The organism is Bacillus cereus group sp. BfR-BA-01522 (assembly GCF_022662635.1).
In the GTDB taxonomy this organism is placed as follows: domain Bacteria; phylum Bacillota; class Bacilli; order Bacillales; family Bacillaceae_G; genus Bacillus_A; species Bacillus_A cytotoxicus.
This window is the reverse complement of the sequence record NZ_JAKUDY010000004.1, coordinates 32,482-58,364: the sequence shown is the minus strand read 5'-3', so window position 1 is coordinate 58,364 and position 25,883 is coordinate 32,482. Positions and strand designations below refer to the sequence as shown.

Sequence of the window (25,883 nt, the reverse complement as noted above, 5' to 3'; positions counted from 1 at the left end):
AGGATGGGAAGAATGAGTTTTTTTAAAAAGTTAAAAGAGAAGATTTCAAAACAAACAGATACTGTGACAGAGAAGTTTAAACAGGGATTAGAAAAAACAAGGAATTCATTTGCTGACAAAGTAAATGATTTAGTGTACCGCTATCGTAAAGTGGATGAGGACTTCTTTGAAGAGTTAGAAGAGATTTTAATCAGCGCTGATGTTGGAGTTACAACAGTAATGGAATTGATTGATCAGCTGAAAGATGAAGTGAAACGTCGTAACATTCAAGATCCGAAAGAAGTACAAGCTGTTATTTCTGAAAAATTGATCGATATTTATAAAGGTGAAGAAGGATTTAGTAATGAAATCAATATGCAGCAAGATCAATTAACAGTTATTTTATTTGTAGGTGTGAATGGAGTAGGGAAAACAACAACAATTGGAAAGATGGCCCATAAGTTTAAGTCAGAAGGAAAGTCTGTTTTATTAGCGGCGGGGGATACATTCCGTGCTGGAGCGATTGAGCAGTTAGAAGTATGGGGCAATCGCGTTGGTGTGGAAGTCATTAAACAAGGATCAGGTTCAGATCCAGCGGCTGTTATGTATGATGCTGTACAAGCAGCGAAAGCGCGTAAAGTAGATGTATTATTATGCGATACAGCAGGACGTTTGCAAAATAAAGTCAACTTAATGAAAGAGTTAGAAAAGGTAAAACGTGTTATTGAACGTGAAATACCAGGAGCTCCTCATGAAGTATTATTAGTAATTGATGCAACAACTGGACAAAATGGTTTAAGCCAAGCGAAAACATTCCGCGAGGCAACAAATGTCACAGGTATCGTTTTAACAAAATTGGATGGAACGGCTAAAGGTGGTATTGTATTAGCAATTCGCAATGAAATGGACGTTCCGGTTAAATTTGTTGGACTTGGAGAACAAATGGATGATTTACAGCAATTTCAACCAGAACAATATGTATACGGATTATTTGCAAATTTAGTAGAAAAAGACGAAGCGTAGGCGAAAAGAAGCGGTATTTCCGCTTCTTTTTTATAAAAATATAGAGATGTTAAGAAAAAAACTTGACACTATTTTAGAGTGCATGTAAACTAATTCATGTAAAGGGAAATCACTTAACAAAGGATGATCCAACATGCTCGAAAAAACAACGAGAATGAATTACTTGTTTGATTTTTATCAATCGTTGTTAACGCAAAAACAAAGAAGTTATATGTCGCTTTATTATTTAGACGATTTATCTCTTGGTGAAATTGCGGAAGAATTTGATGTAAGTCGCCAAGCCGTGTATGATAATATTAAACGGACTGAGGCGATGCTTGAAGAATATGAAGAGAAATTAATGCTACTTCATAAATTTCAAGCAAGGCAGCAACTTGTTGCAGAGCTAAAACAGCTTATCAATGAAGAAGAGCATGTGAATGACAAGATGAAACAAGTTGTTGAAGATATCGAAAAACTAGATTAGGAGGGCGGCAATATGGCATTTGAAGGATTAGCCGACCGACTTCAACAGACGATGCAAAAAATCCGCGGCAAAGGAAAAGTTTCCGAAGCCGATGTGAAAGAAATGATGAGAGAAGTTCGTCTAGCTCTTTTAGAAGCAGATGTTAACTTTAAGGTTGTAAAAGATTTTGTAAAGCGTGTGTCTGAGCGTGCTGTCGGACAAGATGTAATGAAAAGTTTAACACCTGGCCAACAAGTCATTAAGGTAGTACAGGAAGAACTGACAGGGCTTATGGGTGGAGAGCAAAGTAAAATTGCTGTCGCAAATAAGCCACCTACTGTCATTATGATGGTCGGTTTACAAGGTGCAGGGAAAACAACAACAACAGGGAAACTTGCGAATTTGCTTCGAAAAAAGCATAATCGTAAACCAATGCTTGTTGCGGCAGATATTTATCGTCCAGCAGCGATTAAACAGCTTGAAACATTAGGAAAACAATTGGACATGCCTGTATTCTCGCTAGGGGATCAAGTGAGTCCAGTAGAAATCGCAAAACAAGCGATTGCTAAGGCGAAAGAAGAACATCATGATTATGTTTTAATTGATACGGCAGGTCGTCTGCATATTGATGAAGAACTCATGGATGAATTAGCAAAAGTTAAAGAAGTTGCGAATCCTGATGAAATTTTCCTTGTTGTAGATGCAATGACAGGACAAGATGCGGTAAATGTTGCGAAAAGCTTCCATGAACAGTTAGGTTTAACTGGTGTTGTGTTGACGAAACTAGATGGTGATACGCGCGGTGGTGCAGCGCTATCTATTAAAGCGGTAACGAATACACCAATTAAATTTGCAGGTATGGGCGAAAAGCTAGATGCCATTGAACCGTTTCATCCAGAACGTATGGCCTCTCGTATTTTAGGGATGGGTGACGTTTTGACATTAATTGAAAAGGCGCAAGCTACAGTTGATGAAGAAAAGGCAAAAGAGCTTGAGCAAAAAATGCGTACGCTCTCGTTTACACTGGATGATTTCCTGGAACAACTTGGACAAGTGCGTCAACTTGGACCGCTTGATGAGTTATTAGGAATGCTTCCTGGTGCGAATAAAATAAAAGGGCTCAAAAATGCAAAAGTTGATGACAAGCAAATTGGGCATATTGAAGCAATTATTCGTTCTATGACAAAACTAGAGCGAGAACAACCGGAAATAATCAATGCTAGTCGAAAAAAACGTATCGCCAAAGGCAGTGGTACAACTGTACAAGAAATTAATCGTCTCCTCAAACAGTTTGAAGACATGAAAAAAATGATGAAGACGCTGACAGGCATGCAAAAAGGGAAGAAAAAAGGACTAGGTGGATTGAAGTTTCCATTTATGTAAGAGAAAAAAGATAGCTCTGTTAAGAAAAAATACTTTACAAAGCAATAGTCTTTTTGCTAATATAATTATCTGTGTGAAATAAATTCGGAGGTGCTTTATAAATGGCAGTTAAAATTCGTTTAAAACGTATGGGAGCTAAGAAGTCTCCTTTCTATCGTGTAGTTGTTGCAGATTCTCGTTCTCCTCGTGACGGACGTTTCATCGAGGAAATCGGTACTTACAATCCAGTTGCTCAACCAGCTGAAGTAAAAATCGATGAAGAAGCAGCATTAAAATGGTTAGGAAATGGTGCGAAGCCATCTGATACAGTTCGCAATCTTTTCTCTAGCCAAGGTATCATGGAGAAATTCCACTTATCTAAACAAGGTAAGTAATTGAGGTCATGACTATGGAAAGGTTAATCGAAACGATTGTCAAGCCTCTTGTAGATCATCCTGAAGATGTAAAGGTTATGCAGGAATTCCACAGCGGAGAGATAAAGTATCGATTAACAGTACATCCTGAGGATGTTGGAAAAGTCATTGGCAAGCAAGGGCGAGTTGCCAAAGCAATTCGAACTCTCTTGTATTCAGTGGGACATCATAATCATGAAAAAGTAACACTGGAAATTAAATAAGCATAAAAAGGGCGAGGAGTGATTTCCTCTCCCTTTTTTAACATGTAAAGAGAATTTGTATGCTCCGTATATAAAATGGAGATGCTGAATTTATATAGAAGCCAGAGGTGACATACTGTTTATGACAAAATGGTTTAATGTAGGAAAAATTGTAAATACCCATGGTGTGAGAGGAGAGGTTCGCGTCATCTCTCGCACCGATTTCCCAGAAGAGCGATATAAAGTTGGGAATACATTGTACATATGGGGAGAGAAAGGGACTGAACCTCTTCCGGTAAAGGTTACATCTCATCGTCAACATAAAACGTTTGACCTATTAACATTTGAAGGGTATAGCAATGTAAATGAGGTTGAGAAATTTAAAGGTTCCCTGTTAAAAGTACCAGAAGAGCAATTGGGTGAGCTAGCAGAAGGTGAATATTACTACCATGAAGTGATCGGTTGCAAAGTTGTAACGGAAAATGGTGAAGAGTTAGGGACGATTACGGAAATTTTATCTCCTGGTGCGAATGATGTTTGGGTAATTAAGCGTCCAAAAGGACAAGATTTGTTAATTCCATACATTGATGATATTGTATTGCAGGTTAATGTGGAACAAAAACAAGTGACCATTCATGTAATGGAAGGATTGCTATGATGAAAATTGACATTTTAACACTATTTCCAGAGATGTTCACCGGTGTATTTGGGTCTTCCATTTTAAAGAAAGCGCAAGAAAAAGAAGCGGTTGAACTTCGGGTCGTAAATTTTCGTGATTATACAACAAATAAGCATAATAGTGTAGATGATTATCCGTACGGTGGGGGCGCTGGTATGGTATTAACGCCCCAGCCTATATTTGATGCAGTAGAAGATTTAACAAAAGAAACGACACAAAAGCCAAGAATTGTATTAATGTGCCCACAAGGGGAAAGGTTCACACAAAAAAAAGCTGAAGAATTAGCTAAGGAAGAGCATGTGATCTTCGTATGTGGTCATTATGAAGGGTACGATGAGCGCATTCGTGAGCATCTAGTAACGGATGAAATTTCCATTGGTGACTACGTATTAACTGGCGGAGAATTAGCGTCAATGGTCATAACAGATAGCGTTGTACGTCTTTTACCAGGAGTATTAGGAAATCAAAACTCACAAGTAGAAGATTCTTTTAGTACGGGATTACTAGAACATCCACATTATACGCGTCCGGCTGACTTTCGCGGGATGAAGGTGCCGGATGTACTTATGTCAGGAAACCATAAAAAAATTGATGAATGGCGCCATAAGGAATCGTTGCGTCGTACGTATACGCGTAGACCGGATTTACTGGAAGGGCGCGAGCTAACAAAACAAGAAGAAATATGGCTTGAGCAAATAAAAGAAGAACAATAAAAACTTCATATATTTTCTATTGCAACAGGCCTAGCAATATGCTATCATAACATTTGTGCTACTGAAGGCAGTAGCTATATTAACGATGTTCCGCTGTAATTTATGAATGACTTTATAAGAGCATCTGTTTAAAGGAGAGAATTGAATATGCAACAATTAATTGCAGAAATTACAAAAAGCCAATTAAAAACTGATTTACCTTCATTCCGTCCTGGTGACACTTTACGTGTACACGTAAAAGTAGTTGAAGGTACTCGTGAGAGAATTCAGATTTTTGAAGGTGTTGTAATTAAACGTCGTGGTGGCGGAATTAGTGAAACGTTCACAGTTCGTAAAGTTTCTTACGGTGTAGGTGTTGAACGTACATTCCCAATTCACACACCAAGAATCGCGAAAATCGAAGTACTTCGTCGTGGTAAAGTACGTCGTGCTAAGTTATACTACTTACGTAACCTTCGCGGTAAAGCAGCACGTATTAAAGAAATTCGATAAGACATGTATGGGAGCTTGTAAATGCACAAGCTCCCTTTTTCCAATCTATATAGATTTTGATATAATGCGAGCAGCTTATAGAATTGTGGAGGGGTTATAGATGAAAAAGGAAAAAAGTTCGCTTTGGGAATGGATCAAAGCAATTTTGATTGCTGTTGTATTAGCGGGCGTTATTAAGCAGTTTTTCTTTGCGCCAATTCTCGTAGACGGTGTTTCGATGTCACCAACACTTCATGATCGGGATCGAATGATTGTGAATAAAATTGGATATCACATCGGTGAACCGAAGCGTTTTGATATTATTGTATTCCGAGCAACGGAGGATAAGGATTATATTAAACGTGTTATTGGCTTACCGGGTGATGAAATCGAATATCGCAATGATACACTATATGTAAACGGAAAACCTTATGAGGAACCGTACTTAGAGAAACAGAAAAAACAACTTGCTGATGCGCCGCTTACATATGATTTCAAACTTGAAGAAATTACAGGTAAGAAAACTGTTCCAGAAGGTCAACTATTTGTATTAGGTGATAATCGTCGTTTCAGTAAAGATAGTCGTAGCATCGGTACAATTAAAATGGATCAAGTAATTGGAAAAGCAAATGTATTATACTGGCCGTTAAAAGATGCACGTATTGTGAAATAAACAAAAAAGAAGGTGGCAACATGGCAATTCAATGGTTTCCAGGGCATATGGCAAAAGCTAGACGCCAAGTAACAGAAAAGTTAAAGTTAATCGATGTTGTAATTGAATTAGTAGATGCACGTTTACCTTTATCTTCTCGAAACCCAATGATTGATGAAATCATTACACATAAACCAAGGTTAGTTGTTTTAAATAAAGCAGATATGGCGGATGATCGTCTCACTAAACAATGGATTACATATTTTGAAGAAAAAGGTCATAAGGCAATTTCAATCAACGCTCAAGCTGGACAAGGTATGAAAGAGATTACAGCTGCATGTAAAGAACTTGTCAAGGAAAAGTTTGATAAAATGATTGCGAAAGGAATTAAACCAAGAGCAATCCGTGCATTGATTGTTGGTATCCCGAATGTCGGTAAATCGACACTCATTAATAAATTAGCGAAGAAAAATATTGCAAAAACTGGCGACCGTCCAGGGGTAACAACAGCGCAGCAATGGATTAAAGTTGGTAAAGAAATGGAGTTGTTAGATACGCCAGGAATTTTATGGCCGAAATTTGAAGATGAATTAGTTGGCCTTCGTCTTGCAACGACTGGTGCCATTAAAGATTCCATTTTAAACTTACAAGACGTCGCAGTCTATGCTCTTCGTTTTATGGAGAAACATTATCCAGAACGTTTAAAAGAGCGTTATAAATTAGAAGATATTCCAGAAGACATTGTTGAACTATTTGATGCAATTGGAAAAAATAGAGGCTGTTTAATGGGTGGCGGACTTATTGATTATGATAAGACTTCAGAGCTTATTCTTCGTGAACTGCGCGGTGGTAAACTGGGAAGAATGACATTTGAATCACCGGAGGAATTTGCAGAAGAAGCATAAGAAGACGTGCGGTTGTACGTCTTTTTTTGAGTGTTTCAAAAAGGGGGACAGATCATGGGCAAATGGACAATTAAAGAAGCAAGTGAATTATTGCAAGAAATTGGAACGGAAGAGGATGAGCGCTTTCAAATATTATTGAAAGATGAGCGAAAAGGAATTCAAAATTTAATCTCCAAATGGCGAAAACAGAAGAAGAAAATGCAAGAAGAGAAAGAACAATTTCTAGAAATGTCTAAATATGAAAATGCATTACGCAAGCAGGGGATTTCCTATATTGCTGGCATAGATGAAGTTGGAAGAGGCCCCTTAGCTGGACCTGTTGTAACGGCTGCTGTCATTCTTCCAGAGGAATTCTATATACCAGGGCTAAATGACTCGAAAAAGCTCAGTGAAGCAAAGCGTGAGCTGTTTTATGATGAGATTAGAGAGAAAGCTATTGCAATTGGCGTTGGGATTGTCTCGCCTCAAGTGATTGATGAACTGAATATTTATCAAGCGACGAAACGAGCGATGTTAGATGCGGTTGCCAATTTATCTTATGCACCAGAGCATTTATTAATCGATGCAATGAAACTACCGACATCGATTCCTCAAACATCGATTGTGAAAGGAGACGCGAAAAGTATTTCTATTTCTGCAGCCTCCATTATCGCCAAGGTTACTCGTGACCGAATGATGAAAGAGCTGGGCAAAACATATCCTGAGTATGGTTTTGAAAAACATATGGGTTATGGTACGAAACAACATTTAGAAGCAATCGAGACATACGGAGTGCTAGAAGAGCACCGCAAAACCTTTGCTCCCATTAAAGACATGATAAAAAATAAGCTGTGAATCTACAGCTTATTTTTTTATTTTCGTATATGAACATTACTATTTTCCAAAAAGAATAAAGCGATTTCAGTTTTCTGACACTTTATTGTAGACATGGTGGCAATCATTTTATACAATGGCAATGTAATGTTTTTTAAACATTAAAAAATTTTTTGAGTAAAACAGGAAAACAGGGGAGGATGGGACCATGAATATCCATGAGTACCAAGGTAAGGCGATCCTTAGAAGCTATGGGGTTAGCGTTCCGAACGGGAAGGTTGCATTTACAGTAGAAGAAGCTGTAGAAGCTGCGAAAGAATTAGGCACAGACGTATGTGTAGTAAAAGCGCAAATTCACGCTGGTGGACGCGGCAAAGCCGGCGGTGTAAAAGTTGCAAAAAATTTAGAAGAAGTTCGTACATATGCGGAAAATATTTTAGGTAGTACGCTTGTTACACATCAAACAGGTCCTGAAGGTAAGGAAGTAAAACGCTTACTTATCGAGGAAGGATGCGACATTAAAAAAGAATATTATGTAGGTCTTGTGTTAGATCGTGCAACTTCTCAAGTTGTTTTAATGGCTTCTGAAGAAGGTGGAACAGAAATCGAAGAAGTAGCAGAAAAAACACCAGAAAAAATCTTTAAAGAATATATCGATCCGGCAGTAGGTTTACAAGGCTTCCAAGCGCGCCGAATCGCATTTCATATCAATATCCCAAAAGAGCTTGTTGGACAAGCTGTGAAGTTTATGATGGGCTTATATCGCGTATTTATCGAAAAAGACTGCTCTATTGCGGAAATCAACCCACTTGTTACAACAGGCGACGGTAAAGTTATGGCACTAGATGCGAAATTAAATTTTGATTCGAATGCATTATATCGTCACAAAGACATTTTAGAGCTCCGTGATCTTGATGAAGAAGATCCAAAAGAAATTGAAGCTTCTAAATATGATTTAAACTATATTCCTTTAGATGGAAATATCGGTTGTATGGTTAACGGTGCTGGTTTAGCGATGGCCACAATGGATATTATTAAGCATTATCATGGTGATCCAGCTAACTTCTTAGATGTTGGTGGTGGCGCTACAGCTGAAAAAGTTACAGAAGCATTCAAAATTATCCTTTCTGACAAAAACGTAAAAGGTATTTTTGTTAATATTTTTGGTGGCATTATGAAATGTGATGTAATCGCAGAAGGCGTTGTTGAAGCAACAAAACAAGTAGGATTAGAATTACCACTTGTTGTTCGTCTGGAAGGTACAAATGTAGAATTAGGTAAGAAAATTTTAAATGAATCTGGTTTAAATATTGTTGCAGCAGAATCTATGGCAGACGGTGCGCAAAAAATTGTTTCACTAGTGGGCTAATAGAAAGCGGGGGAGAAAAATGAGCGTATTAGTTAATAAAGATACAAAAGTTATTGTTCAAGGTATTACTGGTTCTCAAGGTATATTTCATACAAAACAAATGATTGAATATGGTACAAAAATTGTCGGCGGTGTTACACCTGGTAAAGGTGGAACAGAAATCGAAGGTGTACCTGTATTTCATACAGTAGAAGATGCAGTGAAAGCAACTGGTGCGAATGCTTCTGTTATATACGTTCCACCTGCTTTTGCGGCGGATGCAATTATGGAAGCTGTTGATGCAGAACTTGATTTAGTTGTATGTATTACAGAAGGAATTCCTGTATTAGATATGGTAAAAGTTAAGAAATATATGGCAGGTAAACATACGCGTTTACTTGGACCGAACTGTCCTGGTATTATTACGCCAGATGAGTGTAAGATTGGTATTATGCCAGGATATATTCATAAAAAAGGTCATGTAGGTATCGTGTCTCGCTCTGGTACATTAACATATGAGGCTGTGCATCAATTAACGCAAGCAGGAATTGGTCAATCAACTGCTGTAGGTATTGGGGGAGACCCTGTTAATGGTACTGACTTTATCGATGCATTAAAAGCATTTAATGAAGATGAGGAAACACATGCGGTTATTATGATTGGTGAAATCGGCGGAACAGCAGAAGAAGAAGCTGCTGAATGGGTAAAAGCAAATATGACAAAACCTGTTGTTGGTTTCATTGGCGGTCAAACAGCGCCAGCAGGTAAGCGTATGGGCCATGCTGGTGCGATCATTTCTGGCGGTAAAGGAACAGCTGCTGAAAAAATTAAAACAATGGAAGCATGCGGTATTAAAGTTGCTGAAACGCCAGCTGTAATGGGTGAAACATTAATCTCTGTTTTGAAAGAAAAGGGATTATTTGAAACTTGTAAAAACTACTAATCTTTTTGAAAGGCACCTTCTAATTGAGGGTGTCTTTTTACCTATTTTTTGTTTACATAATAAAAATTATGGGTAAGGAGAATGTTTGTGAAGCGAGAACGATTACTCCATTTACACTATTTTTTAGCAGACCATTGGAAAGTATTAAAAAAATTACTTCATATGGATCCACAGTTAATAGATGTTTATAATTTTAGTTCGGAACAATTTGAACAGTATACAGGATTATCCCCAAAGCTATCATTTGAACTTGTAAATTTTCTTCAAACATCAACACCTCCGCAATGTATGCAGCATTTAGAAAAAAATCAAACATTTTATGTCACGATATGGGATGAAGATTATCCTCGTTTATTAAGAGAAATACCAGATCCTCCTTTCGTTTTGTATGGGAAAGGACAAAGAGGGTATTTAAAGAACATCAATACGTTCGCAGTAGTTGGGACAAGAAAGCCGTCTTTATATTCGAGAGAAAGCATACAATCTATTTTACAACCACTGATAAATAAAGGATGGTTAATAGTGAGCGGATTTGCAAGCGGAATTGATACTATGGCTCATAGAATTGCAGTGGAGCAAGAAGGAGCGACTATTGCGGTGTTAGGACATGGATTACAGTATATGTATCCGAAAGAAAATGATCGTTTGTATGCAATATGGAAAAAACAAATGTTGCTATTAACCGAATATCCGCCGCATTATCCGCCGAAAAAATGGTATTTTCCTAAAAGAAATCGCATTATAAGTGGGCTTTGTAAAGGAATTTTAGTTATAGAAGCGAAAGCAAGAAGTGGCTCACTTATTACTGCCGACTTTGCTTTAGAGCAAAATAGAGAGGTATTTGCACTGCCAGGCCCTATATTTGTAGAGAGTGCATGTGGAACAAATCAATTAATTCAGCAAGGGGCAAAACTTGTTCAAAACGCAAAAGATATACTCGAAGAATTTGTAAATTAACCGTATATTTTTATGTTTTTATTAAACAATTATTGACAAATGATAGATTGGCACTGTATGGTATACTCATTCTTGATTGACAAAAACAAGAGAAATCAATAAGATTAATGAAGACTTGAATCCACCTCTTAAGGAGGCACTAGCATGTCAGATTACCTTGTAATCGTGGAGTCGCCTTCTAAGGCGAAGACCATTGAAAAATATTTAGGAAAAAAATACAAAGTTGTCGCGTCTATGGGACATGTACGCGATTTACCTAAAAGTCAAATGGGGATAGAGGTAAAAAATAACTTTACTCCAAAGTATATTACCATTCGTGGTAAGGGTCCTGTTTTAAAAGAGTTAAAATCAGCGGCAAAAAAAGCAAAGAAAGTTTATCTCGCAGCCGATCCAGATCGCGAGGGAGAAGCGATTGCTTGGCATTTAGCGAACACGTTAAATGTTGACGTTGAGTCCGACTGCCGAGTTGTGTTTAATGAAATTACGAAAGATGCAATAAAAGAGTCCTTTAAACATCCTCGTGCGATCAATATGGATTTAGTAGATGCACAGCAGGCGAGACGGATACTAGATCGTCTTGTTGGCTATAATATTAGTCCTTTATTATGGAAGAAAGTGAAAAAAGGATTAAGTGCAGGGCGCGTACAATCTGTAGCGGTTCGCTTAATCATTGAGCGTGAACGAGAAATTCAAAACTTCGTTCCTGAAGAGTTCTGGACAATTAAAACAGAATTTGTCAAAGGGAAAGAAACATTTGAAGCAGCTTTTTACGGTGTAAATGGTGAAAAAGTTCAACTGACGAATGAAGCGCAAGTAAAAGATATAATTGAAAAAATAAAAGATAATGCGTTTTCAGTTGAAGATGTAACAAAGAAAGAACGAAAACGTAATCCAGCTTTACCGTTTACAACATCTTCATTACAGCAAGAAGCGGCACGCAAGTTAAATATGCGTGCGAAGAAAACAATGATGCTTGCACAGCAACTATATGAAGGAATAGACATTGGAAAGCAAGGAACCGTAGGTCTCATCACGTATATGAGAACAGATTCAACACGTATCTCTGAAACTGCGCAAGAAGAAGCTCGTTCTTACATCGCTGATGCATTTGGTTCAGAATACATAGGAACAGGGAAGAAAAAGGAAACAAAAAAAGCGAATGCACAAGATGCGCATGAAGCAATTCGTCCAACTTCTGTAATGAGAAAACCGGATGAATTGAAAAGTTTTCTAAGCCGAGATCAGTATCGTTTGTATAAATTAATTTGGGAGCGATTTGTTGCAAGTCAAATGGCATCTGCTATAATGGATACTGTTACAGCAAAGCTCATTAATAATGATGTTCAGTTCCGGGCGAGTGGATCTGTAGTGAAATTCCCAGGTTTTATGAAAGTGTATGTGGAATCAAAAGATGATGGTGCGGAAGAAAAAGATAAGATGTTGCCACCTTTAGAAGTGGGAGAAACGGTATTCTCAAAAGATGTAGAACCGAAGCAACATTTTACACAGCCGCCACCGCGTTATACAGAAGCGCGGCTCGTTCGCACACTTGAGGAACTTGGAATTGGAAGACCATCAACGTATGTGCCAACGCTTGAAACGATTCAAAAGCGCGGATATGTTGCACTAGACAATAAGCGATTTGTTCCTACTGAACTAGGTGAAATTGTAACTGAACTTATGTTAGAGTTTTTTCCAGAAATTATTAATATCGAATTCACTGCCAATATGGAGCAAAATCTCGATGAAATAGAAGAAGGAAAAGCAAATTGGGTAACAATTGTCGATGATTTCTATACAGAATTTGCGCCGCGTTTAGAGAAAGCGGAGAAGGAAATGCGTGAAATAGAGATTAAAGACGAACCAGCTGGGGAAGACTGTGAATTATGTGGTCACCCAATGGTTTTTAAAATGGGTAGATATGGGAAGTTTATGGCTTGTTCGAATTTTCCAGATTGTCGTAATACAAAGCCGATTGTAAAAGAAATCGGTGTAACTTGTCCGAAATGTGAAAAAGGACAAATTATTGAACGTCGAAGCAATAATAAGAAACGACTTTTCTATGGGTGTAGTACATATCCAGAATGTGACTTTGTATCCTGGGATAAGCCAATTGGTCGTAAATGTCCAAAATGTGAAGGAATGCTTATAGAGAAAAAGTTGAAAAAAGGCGTTCAGGTACAATGTATTTCGTGTGATTATGAAGAAGAACAACAAATGTGAGCGTAACTGCTCACATTTTTTTCGGGAAAGAAAAGGAAAGGTGATATAGATATGACAACACAAGTGGTAAAGGTCATTGGAGCGGGTCTTGCGGGAAGTGAAGCAGCTTATCAAATTGCAAAACGTGGTATCCAAGTCCATTTATATGAAATGAGACCTGTAAAGCAAACGCCAGCTCACCATACAGACAAATTCGCTGAATTAGTATGTAGTAATTCACTTCGTGCGAATACATTAACAAACGCAGTGGGAGTTATTAAAGAGGAAATGCGTCGAATGGATTCTGTCATTATTCGCGCAGCGGATGAATGTTCTGTACCAGCAGGGGGAGCATTAGCTGTAGACCGTCACGAGTTTGCAGCAAAGGTAACAGAATATGTGAAGAATCACCCAAACGTAACTGTAATGAATGAAGAGATTACAGAAATACCAGAAGGGCCAACAGTTATTGCGACAGGTCCACTTACCTCTCCAGCTCTTGCAGCGCAATTAAAAGAGTTGACGGGTGAAGAGTATTTCTATTTCTATGATGCAGCTGCACCAATTATAGAAAAAGACAGCATTGATATGAATAAAGTATATTTAAAATCTCGATATGATAAAGGAGAAGCGGCGTATTTAAACTGTCCAATGACAGAAGATGAATTCAACCGTTTCTATGATGCGTTAATAGCCGCTGAGACAGTACCATTAAAAGAGTTTGAAAAAGAAATTTTCTTTGAAGGATGTATGCCAGTTGAAGTAATGGCAGCAAGAGGAAGACAAACATTATTATTCGGACCGATGAAACCGGTTGGATTAGAAGATCCAAAGACAGGTAAAACACCATATGCGGTTGTTCAATTACGTCAAGATGATGCAGCGGGAACACTATATAATATCGTAGGTTTTCAAACGCATTTAAAATGGGGACCGCAAAAAGAGGTATTACAGTTAATTCCAGGTCTTGAAAACGCAGAAATTGTACGTTATGGCGTTATGCATCGCAATACATTTATTAATTCGCCAAAGTTACTTCGTCCAACGTATCAATATAAACATCGTGATGATTTATTCTTTGCTGGTCAAATGACTGGGGTAGAGGGATACGTAGAGTCTGCAGCTTCAGGTTTATTAGCTGGTATTAATGCAGCTCGTCTTCTTAAAGGAGAAGAACCTGTTGTATTACCATCTGTGACGGCAATGGGAAGTATGGCAAATTACATTACTTCGACAAACGCGAAAAATTTCCAACCAATGAATGCCAACTTCGGTTTATTTGCACCGCTAGAAAAGAAAATTAAAAAGAAACAAGAGCGCAATGAAGCATACGCAACACGTGCTTTAGAAACAATTCAAAATTTTGTAAATATTTAGTTAAATTTCTTGCAAAGGCTACTGAGTTGTGATACGATTTAGTAGCCTTTATTGGGGTGATTTATGTGAATGTGAAGAAATTGTTACAATTATTCGTTGGATATTTACAAATTGAAAGAAATTATTCAAAATATACAATTGCAAGTTATCAAAACGATTTAGAACATTTTGTGCAATTTATGGAACGAGAAGGTATATCCTCTTTTTTAGATGTTACATACGTCGATGTTCGGTTATATTTAACAACATTGCATGATGAAAAATTAGCCCGTAAATCTGTCGCAAGGAAAGTATCAAGCTTACGAAGTTTATATCGTTTTTTGATGCGTGAAGGATACCGAGAAGATAATCCGTTTGCACTTGCGTCACTCCCAAAAAAAGAATGGTCAATCCCAAAATTTTTATACGCTGAAGAGCTGGAGAAATTGTTTGAAGTTTCTGATACGAAGACCCCGCTAGGGCAAAGAAATCAAGCGTTATTAGAACTTATGTATGCAACGGGAATTCGCGTGAGTGAATGTGTAACTTTAAAGCTTACAGATATTGATTTCTCAGTGGGAACAATTTTGGTGATGGGAAAAGGGAAAAAACAAAGATATATTCCGTTCGGAAGTTATGCACAAGATGCTTTAATTACTTATATAGAAAACGGGAGAAAACAATTAGCTAAAAAAACAGAGGAATACTCTCAAATGGTGTTTTTAAATGCGAAGGGGGCCCCGTTAACAGATCGAGGTGTGCGCTATATTTTAAATGAGCTAATAAAGAAGACTTCTCTTACGATGCGAATTAGTCCACATATGCTGCGGCATACATTTGCGACACATATGCTTGATGAAGGTTCGGATTTGCGCGCGGTACAAGAACTATTAGGTCATGAAAATTTATCAACGACACAAATTTATACGCATGTTTCGAAAGAAAGGTTACGTTCTGTTTACATGAAGCATCACCCACGAGCATAAATTGCTTTTAAAGCGAGAAAAACATATAAAAGGAGTTTTTTCTATGGGAAATTTCCATGCTACAACGATATTTGCAATTCATCATAATGGAAAGTGTGCCATGGCTGGTGATGGACAGGTGACATTTGGGAATGCCGTTGTAATGAAGCATACAGCTCGCAAAGTTCGAAAATTATTTCAAGGGAAAGTGTTAGCAGGCTTTGCGGGATCCGTTGCAGATGCATTTACTCTTTTTGAAATGTTTGAAGGGAAATTAGAAGAGTATAACGGGAATCTACAACGAGCTGCTGTTGAAATGGCAAAGCAATGGCGTGGTGACAAAATGTTGCGTCAATTGGAAGCGATGCTGATCGTTATGGATGAAACGACTTTACTTCTTGTTTCAGGTACAGGAGAAGTAATAGAACCAGATGATGGTATTTTAGCGATTGGTTCAGGGGGCCATTATGCATTAGCTGCAGGGCGCGCATTAAAGAGGCATGCGAGCGAACATTTAACGGCGAAAGAGATCGCGAAAGCGAGTCTAGAAATTGCTGGCGATATTTGTGTATATACAAATCACAACATAATTGTGGAAGAATTGTAGAATCGTAAGGGAGGCATTTTATATGCATTTACATTTTACTCCGCGGCAAATTGTGGAAAAATTAGATCAATATATCATTGGTCAAAAAGACGCGAAAAAAGCGGTTGCGGTTGCGCTTCGAAATCGATATCGTCGCAGTAAGTTACCGGAGGATTTACGTGATGAAATTGCGCCGAAAAACATTTTAATGATCGGTCCGACAGGTGTTGGGAAAACAGAGGTAGCACGACGCATGGCGAAGCTTGTTGGCGCTCCTTTTATTAAGGTTGAAGCGACAAAATTCACAGAGGTTGGATATGTCGGTCGTGATGTAGAATCTATGGTGCGGGATCTTGTTGAAACATCTGTTCGTATTGTGAAAGAAGAGATGATGGTAAAGGTGAAAGATAAGGCGGAAGAGCAAGCAAATCAACGTCTTGTTGAGATTTTAGTACCAAGTCCCCAAAAGCAAACAGGGTTCAAAAATCCATTGGAAATGTTATTTGGTGGAAATCAAAATGTAAATCAAACATCTGAATCACAAGATGATACAGAAATCCAAAAGAAACGTCAAGAAGTTGAGAAACAACTTGCTGCTGGATTACTTGAAGAGGAAATTGTATCCATTGAAGTAACAGAACAACAGTCATCCATGTTTGATATGTTACAAGGAACTGGAATGGAACAAATGGGGATGAATTTCCAAGATGCACTAGGAAGTTTTATGCCGAAAAAAACAAAAAAACGAAAACTTTCTGTAAAAGAAGCAAGAAAAGTCTTGACAAATGAAGAAGCACAGCGCTTAATTGATATGGATGAAGTTACACAAGAGGCTGTTTATCGTGCTGAACAGCTCGGAATTATTTTTATTGATGAAATTGACAAAATTGCTGGTAAGCAGTCGAATAGCGTAGACGTATCACGTGAAGGTGTGCAACGTGACATTTTACCGATTGTAGAGGGGGCAAATGTTGCTACAAAATATGGATCAGTAAAAACAGATTATATTTTATTTGTTGCAGCCGGGGCATTCCATATGTCGAAACCGTCTGATTTGATTCCGGAATTGCAAGGTAGATTTCCAATAAGAGTGGAATTGACGAAATTGTCCGTAGACGATTTTGTGAAGATTCTTATTGAGCCAGACAATGCTTTAGTGAAGCAATATGCAGCGCTGTTGGCAACTGAAGGTATAGAAATTGAATTTTCTGACGAAGCTATTCGTAAGATTGCTGAGATTGCTTATCAAGTTAATCAAGATACAGATAACATTGGAGCAAGAAGACTTCATACGATTATGGAGAAGCTTCTTGAAGATTTATCATTTGAAGCATCTGAAATTACGTTAGAAAAAGTAACGATAACACCTCAATATGTAGAGGAGAAATTAGCGACAATTGCCAAAAATAAAGATGTGAGCCAGTTTATTTTGTAATAGTATCATCAGGTGACTCGCCCTAGTTTCCAAGTGATGAAAAATATGTGAGTAACATGTAGGAGGAACTTTTGAAATGGAATTATTAGCAAAAACAAGAAAATTAAATGCTTTATTACAAAGCGCAGCAGGAAAACCTGTAAACTTTAGAGAAATGTCTGACACAATGTGTGAAGTAATTGAAGCGAACGTATTCGTTGTGAGCCGTCGCGGTAAATTACTAGGATATGCAATCCATCAACAAATCGAGAATGAGCGTATGAAACAAATGCTTGCAGAGCGTCAATTCCCAGAGGAATATACACAAAACTTATTCAACGTTACTGAAACATCTTCAAATTTAGATGTAAATAGCGAATATACAGCTTTCCCTGTAGAAAACAAAGATTTATTCGGGCAAGGCTTAACGACAATCGTGCCAATCGTGGGCGGTGGTGAGCGTCTAGGTACATTAGTATTAGCTCGTCTAGGTCGTGAATTCTTAGATGATGATTTAATTCTTGCTGAGTACAGTGCAACTGTAGTAGGTATGGAAATTTTACGTGAAAAAGCAGAAGAGATTGAAGAAGAAGCTCGCAGCAAAGCTGTTGTTCAAATGGCGATTAGCTCTCTATCTTACAGTGAGTTAGAAGCGATTGAACATATCTTTGAAGAGTTAAACGGAACAGAAGGTTTACTTGTTGCAAGTAAAATTGCTGATCGCGTAGGAATTACTCGTTCTGTAATTGTGAATGCACTTCGTAAATTAGAAAGTGCGGGAGTAATTGAATCGCGTTCTTTAGGTATGAAAGGAACATACATTAAAGTATTAAATGACAAATTCTTACACGAACTTGCAAAATTAAAAACAAACTAATGTAAGTAAAAAGCTTTCCTCAAAAATGAGGAGAGCTTTTTTGTTTTGCGTGCCCAGCTTACTTGCTAGTGAAAGATAAGCTTAGGTAAGAGCCAAATCGCCTAGTAGCCGACAAGCAACTGGTGGAGAAATTCTAAGGTGGAATCCTTGTAAAAAAGTAATGGCTCCGTTTTTCTAGTCTACTTTATATAAAGTTTTGAAAAGAAAAAGAGTGGCTATACTGTAATTATATTGAGGAAACAGGTGAATACAATCAGAAGTAAAAAGAAAGTTTTACATTGATTGTATTTTCGGCTTGATTGTGATATTTCATTATGATATAGTAATCAGTGGTGTCAGTACAAAGTACACACGTTTGCTGATTTAAGTGTTGGTGCTACTTTTGTAGTTTCACTTAAAGATGAAGCGGACGGAGGATATCAAAAACCATTTAGGAGGAACTAAATTATGTCAGTAATTTCTATGAAGCAATTGCTTGAAGCTGGTGTTCATTTCGGACATCAAACACGTCGTTGGAACCCAAAAATGAAACGTTACATTTTCACAGAGCGTAACGGTATTTACATCATCGACTTACAAAAAACTGTGAAAAAAGTTGAAGAAGCTTTCAACGTAATGCGTAACATCGCTGCTGAAGGTGGCGACATTTTATTCGTAGGTACAAAAAAACAAGCGCAAGAAGCGATTAAAGAAGAAGCAACTCGTGCGGGTATGTACTTCGTAAACCAACGTTGGTTAGGTGGAACGTTAACAAACTTCCAAACAATCCAAAAACGTATTAAACGTCTTAAAGACATCGAAAGAATGCAAGAAGATGGTACATTCGATGTACTTCCTAAGAAAGAAGTAGTTCAACTTAAAAAAGAGTTAGAGCGTCTTGAAAAATTCTTAGGCGGTATTAAAGATATGAAAGGTCTTCCAAGTGCATTATTCGTAGTAGACCCTCGTAAAGAGCGTATCGCCGTTGCTGAAGCACGCAAATTAAACATTCCAATCATCGGTATCGTTGATACAAACTGTGATCCAGACGAAATCGATCACGTAATCCCAGCAAACGATGATGCAATTCGTGCTGTAAAACTTCTTACATCTAAAATGGCAGACGCAATCCTTGAAGCAAAACAAGGTGAAGAAACTGTTACTGCGTAACAAATTTGGAAAGGTGATAAGGGGTTCGGCCTTTTATCACCTTTTTTTAAGGTATAAATACATATTTTAGGAGGATGAAAAGCATGGCAATTACTGCACAAATGGTAAAAGAACTTCGCGAAAAAACTGGCGCAGGTATGATGGACTGCAAAAAAGCTTTAACAGAAATGAATGGCGATATGGAGAAAGCAATTGATTTCTTACGTGAAAAAGGTATTGCTAAAGCTGCTAAAAAAGCAGACCGCATCGCTGCTGAAGGACTAACTTATATCGAAACAAAAGGTAACGAAGCTTTAATCTTAGAATTAAACTCTGAAACTGACTTTGTTGCGAAAAATGAAGGTTTCCAAGCTTTAACAAAAGAATTAGCGGCTCACTTATTAGCTAACAAGCCTGCAACTGTTGAAGAAGCGTTAGCTCAATCATATGAGAACGGTAAAACAGTAGAAGAGCACATCAACGAAGCAATCGCAAAAATTGGTGAAAAGATTACTCTTCGTCGCTTTGAAATTGTTTCAAAAACTGATGCGGATGCATTCGGTGCTTACCTACACATGGGCGGACGCATCGGTGTAGTAACAGTTCTTGAAGGTACTACTGATGAAGAAGCTGCTAAAGATGTAGCAATGCACGTTGCAGCAGTTAACCCTAAATATATCGACCGCGATGCTGTAACAGCTGAAGAAGTTGAACATGAGCGTCAAGTATTAACTCAACAAGCTCTTAACGAAGGAAAACCAGAAAAAATCGTTGCTAAGATGGTTGAAGGTCGTCTAGGTAAATTCTTCGAAGAGATTTGCTTACTTGACCAAGCATTCGTTAAAAACCCTGATATGAAAGTTCGTCAGTTCGTTGAATCTAAAGGCGGAACAGTAAAAGGATTTGTTCGCTACGCTGTTGGTGAAGGTATTGAGAAGCGTGAAGACAACTTTGCCGAAGAAGTAATGAACCAAGTAAAAGGTAACAACTAATACAGATTAGGGAACACATTGTGTTCCCTTTTTTAAAATAAAGATGTAAGTAATTGGAGGTTCATTATGACTAAACCGAAATATAATCGTGTAGTATTAAAGTTAAGCGGTGAAGCTTTAGCTGGTGAAAAAGGCTTTGGAATTAACCCAGCTGTTATTAAGTCAGTTGCGGAGCAAGTAAAAGAAATTGCAGAACTTGATGTTGAAGTTGCTGTTGTTGTTGGTGGCGGTAACATTTGGCGTGGGAAAATCGGAAGTGAAATGGGCATGGACCGCGCAGGCGCAGATTATATGGGCATGTTAGCGACAGTAATGAATTCATTAGCTCTTCAAGACAGTTTAGAGAACATGGGCATTCAAACGCGTGTTCAAACGTCAATTGAAATGCGTCAAGTAGCAGAGCCTTACATTCGTCGTAAAGCAGTTCGTCATTTAGAGAAAAAACGCGTTGTTATTTTCGCAGCCGGTACAGGTAACCCATACTTCTCTACAGATACGACTGCAGCATTACGCGCAGCAGAAATTGAAGCGGATGTTATTTTAATGGCAAAAAATAATGTGGATGGCGTATATAACGCAGATCCATCTGTTGATCCAACAGCTACAAAATATGAATCACTTACATACTTAGACGTATTAAAAGAAGGTTTAGGTGTAATGGATTCTACAGCTTCTTCATTATGTATGGATAACGATATTCCATTAATTGTATTCTCGATTATGGAAAAAGGAAATATTAAGCGTGCTGTTTTAGGCGAAAATATCGGAACAATTGTAAGGGGGAAATAACTATGGGACAACAAGTAATTAAATCGTCAACTGAAAAAATGGAAAAAGCAGTTGCTGCTTATTCTCGTGAATTAGCAACAGTTCGTGCTGGTCGTGCTAGCGCGTCTATACTAGACAAAGTACAAGTAGATTACTACGGTGCACCAACACCAGTTGTGCAATTAGCGAACATCACTGTTCCAGAAGCACGTCTACTTGTTATTCAACCTTATGACAAAACTTCTATTGGTGATATTGAAAAAGCAATCTTAAAAGCAGATTTAGGATTAAATCCTTCTAACGATGGGTCAGTAATTCGTATTGCATTCCCTGCATTAACAGAAGAGCGCCGTCGTGAACTTGTTAAAGTTGTAAAGAAATATGCTGAAGATGCAAAAGTTGCTATTCGTAACGTTCGTCGTGACGGTAACGATGAACTTAAAAAGCTTGAAAAAGCTGGTGAAATGACAGAAGATGATTTAAGAGGATATACAGAAGATATCCAAAAAGAAACAGATAAATATATTGCAAAAGTTGACGAAATCGCAAAAAACAAAGAACAAGAAATCATGGAAGTGTAATAGCGGTACCTTCGCAAATATGACCCTCTTCTTAAGGGGGTCTTTTTACACTTTTTGGCATACGTCTGCTTGTTGGAGGGTATGAATGATGTTAAAAAAGTTTCCTTTTTTTAAAGGTAAAAAGGTCACATCGTTTGACCATCTCATAGAAGAAGCAAAAAAGGGACACATCCCAGAGCATATTGCAATCATTATGGATGGTAATGGAAGGTGGGCAAAAAAAAGAGCGATGCCTCGTATTGCTGGACATCATGAAGGGATGCAAGTCGTAAAGAAGATTACGAAATTTGCTAGTAAACTTGATGTGAAAGTGTTGACTCTTTATGCTTTTTCTACTGAGAATTGGAAAAGACCGAAAAAGGAAGTTGAGTATTTAATGAAGCTTCCAGAAGAATTTCTAGGTACATTTTTGCCAGAACTAATTGAAGAAAATGTACAAGTTCGAGTAATTGGACAAAAAGATCGCCTTCCTATGCATACGCGCAGAGCGATGGAAAAAGCTATGGAAGATACAAAAGAGAATACGGGATTAATTCTTAATTTTGCGTTAAACTATGGAAGTCGCGATGAAATCGTTTCGGCTGTGCAACATATGATGAAAGATAGCGAAGAAGGAAAAGTGCGTTCAGAAGATATCAATGAGGAAATGATTTCTTCCTACTTAATGACAAGTGCTTTACCTGACCCAGACTTGCTTATTCGTACAAGTGGGGAAGTGCGTATCAGTAATTTCATGTTATGGCAAATTGCGTATACAGAGCTTTGGTTTACAAATGTGTACTGGCCGGATTTTACCGAGGAACATTTGCTGCATGCGATTACTGACTTTCAACAGAGAGGGCGCAGATTCGGAGGCGTTTAGAAAGAGAGGGTTTGGTAGTGAAACAGAGAATTATTACTGGAGTGATTGCTGCCGCACTATTCATTCCCATCGTATTTTACGGAGGGTTGCCTTTTACAGTTTTAGTGTATGCACTAGCTTCAATTGGATTGTATGAATTGATTCGTATGAACAAGCTTCCACTTATTTCAGTGCCAACAGTTTTAGCTGCGGTATTGTTATGGATTATTTTAGTTCCAAGTAATACGATAGGAGCGTTTGATTGGATTGGGTTAGATAAATTAGAAATCACATTTTTGATTGTTTTACTACTTTTATCATATACAGTCCTTTCAAAGAATACATTTACTTTTGATAATGCTGCATTTTTATTAATGGCAACAACGTATGTTGCAATGGGATTCTTATACTTAAATGAGACAAGAATAGCAGGAATCCATTACGTGTTTTATGCATTATTTGTTATTTGGGCAACGGATTCAGGAGCATATTTCATAGGGAAAGCAATTGGAAAGAGAAAGTTATGGCCAGAAATTAGTCCAAATAAAACAATAGAAGGTTCACTAGGTGGAATTGTTTGTGGAATTGTTGTTGCATTTGTGTACAATCTATTCTTTCAAGTTCAAGAGAACATTGCAATGTTAATTATTGTAACAATTGCCATTTCAATATTTGGACAAATTGGTGATCTAGTACAATCAGCATTTAAACGTCATTACGGTGTGAAAGATTCCGGTACAATTTTGCCAGGCCATGGCGGTATTTTGGATCGAACAGATAGTTGGTTATTTGTATTGCCAATTTTACACTTTTTACATTTCATTTCATAAATGAACGAGGGGTTGGAATTATGAAAAACATTAGTTTATTAGGGGCAAGTGGCTCAATCGGAACACAAACATTGGATGTGCTACGTTCGCACCCAGATCAATTCCGTCTCGTTGCATTTTCTGTAGGGAAAAATATTGACTATGCAGTAAAAGTGATTCAAGAATTTTCTCCAGAGCTTGTTTCTGTCCAAAGAGAAGATGATGTTATCAAGTTACAAGCTATTGCAGGAAATACAAAGGTTGTACATGGGAATGAAGGTTTGTTAGAGGTAGCGCTTCATCCGCGTGCAGAAGTTGTGATAAATGCTGTTGTAGGTAGTGTTGGATTATTACCAACACTTCGTGCAATTGAGGCGAAAAAAACAATCGGAATTGCAAATAAAGAAACATTAGTAACTGCGGGCCATATTGTTATGGAAGCCGCACGTAAGCATAACGTATCGCTATTACCAGTTGATAGTGAACATTCAGCTATTTTTCAATGTTTGAATGGGGAAAATGAAAAGCGAATCTCTCGATTAATTATAACTGCTTCAGGCGGAAGTTTTCGTGATAAAACGAGAGATGAGTTACATCATGTGACTGTAGAGGATGCGCTTCGTCATCCAAACTGGTCAATGGGTTCGAAAATTACAGTTGATTCTGCTACAATGATGAATAAGGGGCTGGAAGTAATCGAAGCACATTGGCTTTTCGGCATCCCTTATGAGCAAATCGATGTTGTTCTACATAAAGAAAGTATTATACATTCTATGGTTGAATTTGAAGACCGTAGTGTAATGGCTCAGCTTGGCTCACCAGATATGCGTGTACCAATTCAATATGCACTTACATATCCTGATAGATTGCCACTTGCAGATACGAAGCAACTAAATCTATGGGAAATAGGAACATTGCATTTTGAAAAGATGGATCAAAATCGTTTTCGTTGCTTACGATTTGCATATGAAGCTGGAAAGATGGGGGGAAGCATGCCGGCTGTAATGAATGCAGCAAATGAAGTGGCTGTAGCGGCCTTTTTACAAAAGAAAATCGGTTTCTTAACAGTAGAAGACCTCATTGAAAAAGCAATGCACCATCACAATGTCATTGCACGTCCGAGCTTAGAGGAAATTCAAGAAATTGATGCGGCCACAAGACGGTTTGTGATGGAACAAATTTAGCAAAGGTGGTTATGGAATTGAATACAGCGATTGCCTTTATATTAATTTTTGGTGCACTCGTATTTTTCCATGAGCTAGGGCATCTCTATTTTGCAAAAAGAGCAGGGATTTTATGTCGTGAGTTTGCGATTGGCTTTGGACCAAAAATCTTTTCCTTTGAAAAGAATGAAACGGTTTATACAGTTCGATTATTGCCTCTTGGCGGCTATGTTAGAATGGCTGGTGAAGATGCAGAAACAGTTGAATTAAAACCAGGTACAAAGGTTGGACTGGTATTAAATGAAAACGAAGAAGTTGTAAAGTTGGTTTTAGATAATCGGGAAAAATATCCGAATGTCCGCGTCATAGAAGTAGAACAGGTGGACTTAGAACATAACCTTACAATCTCTGGTTACGAAGAATACGAAGAAGAAATTCAAACATTCCGTGTGCATGAAAAAGCTCGCATTATTTCAACTGGAGAGGAAATCCAAATTGCGCCATTTCATAGACAATTTGGTTCTAAAACATTGGGACAACGAGCATTAACAATTTTTGCAGGACCAGCTATGAACTTCATCCTTGCATTTGTTGTTTTCGTCATCATCGGATTCATACAAGGTGTTCCTGCCGATAAGCCGATCATTGGGCAGGTAATGAAGGGGAGTATAGCTGAACAAGTGGGCTTGAAACCAAATGATATGATTCAAGCGATTGATGGGAAACATACACCGACTTGGAAAGATGTTGTAACTATTGTCCGTGAAAGTCCCGATAAGGAATTTACGCTTCATGTAAAACGGGATAATGAACAAATTAATGTAAAAGTTACGCCAACAGCTGATCAAGAAGGGAAGGAAAAGGTTGGTAGAATTGGCGTAACTTCTTTAGTAGAAAAGTCTATTATCGGTTCTATTAAATCAGGGTTTGAACAGACTTATACATGGACAAAACTCATCTTTGATTCCCTTGTAAAATTAGTTACCGGTCAATTTTCTATTAATGATTTATCAGGTCCGGTTGGGATTTATAATTTAACAGATCAAGTGGTGAACTATGGTGTTATACGTATTCTAAGCTTGGCGGCAGTTTTAAGTATAAATCTTGGTTTATTTAACTTATTACCAGTTCCAGCTCTTGATGGAGGGCGCTTATTCTTCTTCTTAATCGAAGCGTTGCGAGGTAAGCCAATCGACCGTCAAAAAGAAGGCATGGTTCACTTTATAGGATTTGCTTTATTGATGTTACTCATGTTAGTTGTAACGTGGAATGACATTCGAAAGTTTTTCTTGTAA

At 37.9% G+C, this 25,883-nt stretch carries 28 protein-coding genes; all 28 read left to right on the top strand.

Translation table 11 applies throughout. The features are described 5' to 3' along the window. Window positions 1-12: 12 nt before the first annotated feature. The 28 genes from ftsY to rseP all read left to right on the top strand — a co-directional run bounded on the left by ftsY (window position 13) and on the right by rseP (window position 25,883). Window positions 13-1,002, top strand: coding sequence for a signal recognition particle-docking protein FtsY (gene ftsY / locus MR059_RS07330; RefSeq protein ID WP_012094942.1), 990 nt, complete (start codon window positions 13-15; stop codon window positions 1,000-1,002). A 133-nt stretch (window positions 1,003-1,135) separates the two neighbouring features. Beyond that, window positions 1,136-1,468, top strand: a complete 333-nt coding sequence (locus MR059_RS07325) for a putative DNA-binding protein (protein WP_012094941.1) — start codon at window positions 1,136-1,138, stop codon at window positions 1,466-1,468. 12 nt (window positions 1,469-1,480) lie between these two features. Beyond that, complete coding sequence (gene ffh, locus MR059_RS07320; RefSeq protein ID WP_012094940.1) at window positions 1,481-2,830, top strand: signal recognition particle protein; 1,350 nt, start codon at window positions 1,481-1,483, stop codon at window positions 2,828-2,830. Between the two features lie 101 nt (window positions 2,831-2,931). Continuing rightward, a complete protein-coding gene (gene rpsP, locus MR059_RS07315; protein WP_012094939.1) occupies window positions 2,932-3,204 on the top strand; it encodes a 30S ribosomal protein S16 in 273 nt (90 codons plus the stop codon). A 14-nt stretch (window positions 3,205-3,218) separates the two neighbouring features. Continuing rightward, complete coding sequence (locus tag MR059_RS07310) at window positions 3,219-3,446, top strand: KH domain-containing protein (protein ID WP_012094938.1); 228 nt, start codon at window positions 3,219-3,221, stop codon at window positions 3,444-3,446. A gap of 121 nt (window positions 3,447-3,567) precedes the next feature. Beyond that, window positions 3,568-4,083, top strand: coding sequence for a ribosome maturation factor RimM (gene rimM / locus MR059_RS07305; protein WP_012094937.1), 516 nt, complete (start codon window positions 3,568-3,570; stop codon window positions 4,081-4,083). Then, on the top strand, window positions 4,083-4,817 hold the full coding sequence (trmD, locus tag MR059_RS07300; RefSeq protein ID WP_041810489.1) for a tRNA (guanosine(37)-N1)-methyltransferase TrmD: 735 nt from the start codon (window positions 4,083-4,085) through the stop codon (window positions 4,815-4,817). Before rimM ends, trmD begins: the two co-directional genes overlap by 1 nt. 147 nt (window positions 4,818-4,964) lie before the next feature. Beyond that, entirely contained in the window at window positions 4,965-5,309 is a 345-nt protein-coding gene (gene rplS, locus MR059_RS07295) for a 50S ribosomal protein L19 (RefSeq protein WP_012094935.1), read from the top strand. Window positions 5,310-5,409: 100 nt separating this feature from the next. Beyond that, the gene (lepB, locus tag MR059_RS07290; protein ID WP_012094933.1) at window positions 5,410-5,961 is read left to right on the top strand and encodes a signal peptidase I; all 552 of its coding nucleotides are present in this window, start codon (window positions 5,410-5,412) and stop codon (window positions 5,959-5,961) included. A 20-nt stretch (window positions 5,962-5,981) separates the two neighbouring features. Further along, the gene (gene ylqF / locus MR059_RS07285) at window positions 5,982-6,845 is read left to right on the top strand and encodes a ribosome biogenesis GTPase YlqF (RefSeq protein WP_012094932.1); all 864 of its coding nucleotides are present in this window, start codon (window positions 5,982-5,984) and stop codon (window positions 6,843-6,845) included. A gap of 54 nt (window positions 6,846-6,899) precedes the next feature. After that, on the top strand, window positions 6,900-7,679 hold the full coding sequence (locus tag MR059_RS07280) for a ribonuclease HII (protein ID WP_048721998.1): 780 nt from the start codon (window positions 6,900-6,902) through the stop codon (window positions 7,677-7,679). Window positions 7,680-7,866: 187 nt separating this feature from the next. After that, on the top strand, window positions 7,867-9,027 hold the full coding sequence (sucC, locus tag MR059_RS07275) for an ADP-forming succinate--CoA ligase subunit beta (protein WP_012094929.1): 1,161 nt from the start codon (window positions 7,867-7,869) through the stop codon (window positions 9,025-9,027). Between the two features lie 19 nt (window positions 9,028-9,046). Beyond that, a complete protein-coding gene (gene sucD, locus MR059_RS07270) occupies window positions 9,047-9,949 on the top strand; it encodes a succinate--CoA ligase subunit alpha (RefSeq protein WP_012094928.1) in 903 nt (300 codons plus the stop codon). 87 nt (window positions 9,950-10,036) lie between these two features. Beyond that, entirely contained in the window at window positions 10,037-10,906 is an 870-nt protein-coding gene (gene dprA, locus MR059_RS07265; protein ID WP_041809908.1) for a DNA-processing protein DprA, read from the top strand. A gap of 144 nt (window positions 10,907-11,050) precedes the next feature. Continuing rightward, on the top strand, window positions 11,051-13,129 hold the full coding sequence (gene topA, locus MR059_RS07260) for a type I DNA topoisomerase (RefSeq protein ID WP_012094926.1): 2,079 nt from the start codon (window positions 11,051-11,053) through the stop codon (window positions 13,127-13,129). A gap of 51 nt (window positions 13,130-13,180) precedes the next feature. Beyond that, window positions 13,181-14,485 (top strand): FADH(2)-oxidizing methylenetetrahydrofolate--tRNA-(uracil(54)-C(5))-methyltransferase TrmFO, encoded by a 1,305-nt coding sequence (gene trmFO / locus MR059_RS07255; protein ID WP_012094924.1) that lies wholly within the window; start codon window positions 13,181-13,183, stop codon window positions 14,483-14,485. Between the two features lie 65 nt (window positions 14,486-14,550). Beyond that, a complete protein-coding gene (gene xerC, locus MR059_RS07250; protein ID WP_087095235.1) occupies window positions 14,551-15,450 on the top strand; it encodes a tyrosine recombinase XerC in 900 nt (299 codons plus the stop codon). Between the two features lie 43 nt (window positions 15,451-15,493). Beyond that, window positions 15,494-16,036, top strand: coding sequence for an ATP-dependent protease proteolytic subunit HslV (gene hslV, locus MR059_RS07245; protein ID WP_012094922.1), 543 nt, complete (start codon window positions 15,494-15,496; stop codon window positions 16,034-16,036). A gap of 22 nt (window positions 16,037-16,058) precedes the next feature. Beyond that, entirely contained in the window at window positions 16,059-17,450 is a 1,392-nt protein-coding gene (hslU, locus tag MR059_RS07240) for an ATP-dependent protease ATPase subunit HslU (protein WP_012094921.1), read from the top strand. 76 nt (window positions 17,451-17,526) lie between these two features. After that, entirely contained in the window at window positions 17,527-18,306 is a 780-nt protein-coding gene (codY, locus tag MR059_RS07235; RefSeq protein ID WP_012094920.1) for a GTP-sensing pleiotropic transcriptional regulator CodY, read from the top strand. Window positions 18,307-18,753: 447 nt separating this feature from the next. Then, on the top strand, window positions 18,754-19,455 hold the full coding sequence (gene rpsB, locus MR059_RS07230; protein ID WP_012094919.1) for a 30S ribosomal protein S2: 702 nt from the start codon (window positions 18,754-18,756) through the stop codon (window positions 19,453-19,455). An 83-nt stretch (window positions 19,456-19,538) separates the two neighbouring features. Beyond that, window positions 19,539-20,426 carry a translation elongation factor Ts gene (gene tsf, locus MR059_RS07225; RefSeq protein ID WP_012094918.1) on the top strand — a complete coding sequence of 296 codons (888 nt, stop codon included), beginning with the start codon at window positions 19,539-19,541 and terminating at the stop codon, window positions 20,424-20,426. 66 nt (window positions 20,427-20,492) lie between these two features. Next, window positions 20,493-21,215, top strand: a complete 723-nt coding sequence (pyrH, locus tag MR059_RS07220; RefSeq protein WP_012094917.1) for a UMP kinase — start codon at window positions 20,493-20,495, stop codon at window positions 21,213-21,215. Between the two features lie 2 nt (window positions 21,216-21,217). After that, window positions 21,218-21,775, top strand: a complete 558-nt coding sequence (gene frr / locus MR059_RS07215) for a ribosome recycling factor (RefSeq protein ID WP_012094916.1) — start codon at window positions 21,218-21,220, stop codon at window positions 21,773-21,775. Window positions 21,776-21,860: 85 nt separating this feature from the next. Then, the gene (locus tag MR059_RS07210; protein WP_012094915.1) at window positions 21,861-22,637 is read left to right on the top strand and encodes an isoprenyl transferase; all 777 of its coding nucleotides are present in this window, start codon (window positions 21,861-21,863) and stop codon (window positions 22,635-22,637) included. 17 nt (window positions 22,638-22,654) lie between these two features. Then, window positions 22,655-23,446 carry a phosphatidate cytidylyltransferase gene (locus tag MR059_RS07205; RefSeq protein ID WP_012094914.1) on the top strand — a complete coding sequence of 264 codons (792 nt, stop codon included), beginning with the start codon at window positions 22,655-22,657 and terminating at the stop codon, window positions 23,444-23,446. 20 nt (window positions 23,447-23,466) lie between these two features. Then, a complete protein-coding gene (gene dxr, locus MR059_RS07200) occupies window positions 23,467-24,609 on the top strand; it encodes a 1-deoxy-D-xylulose-5-phosphate reductoisomerase (RefSeq protein ID WP_012094913.1) in 1,143 nt (380 codons plus the stop codon). A 17-nt stretch (window positions 24,610-24,626) separates the two neighbouring features. Continuing rightward, complete coding sequence (rseP, locus tag MR059_RS07195) at window positions 24,627-25,883, top strand: RIP metalloprotease RseP (protein ID WP_242161690.1); 1,257 nt, start codon at window positions 24,627-24,629, stop codon at window positions 25,881-25,883.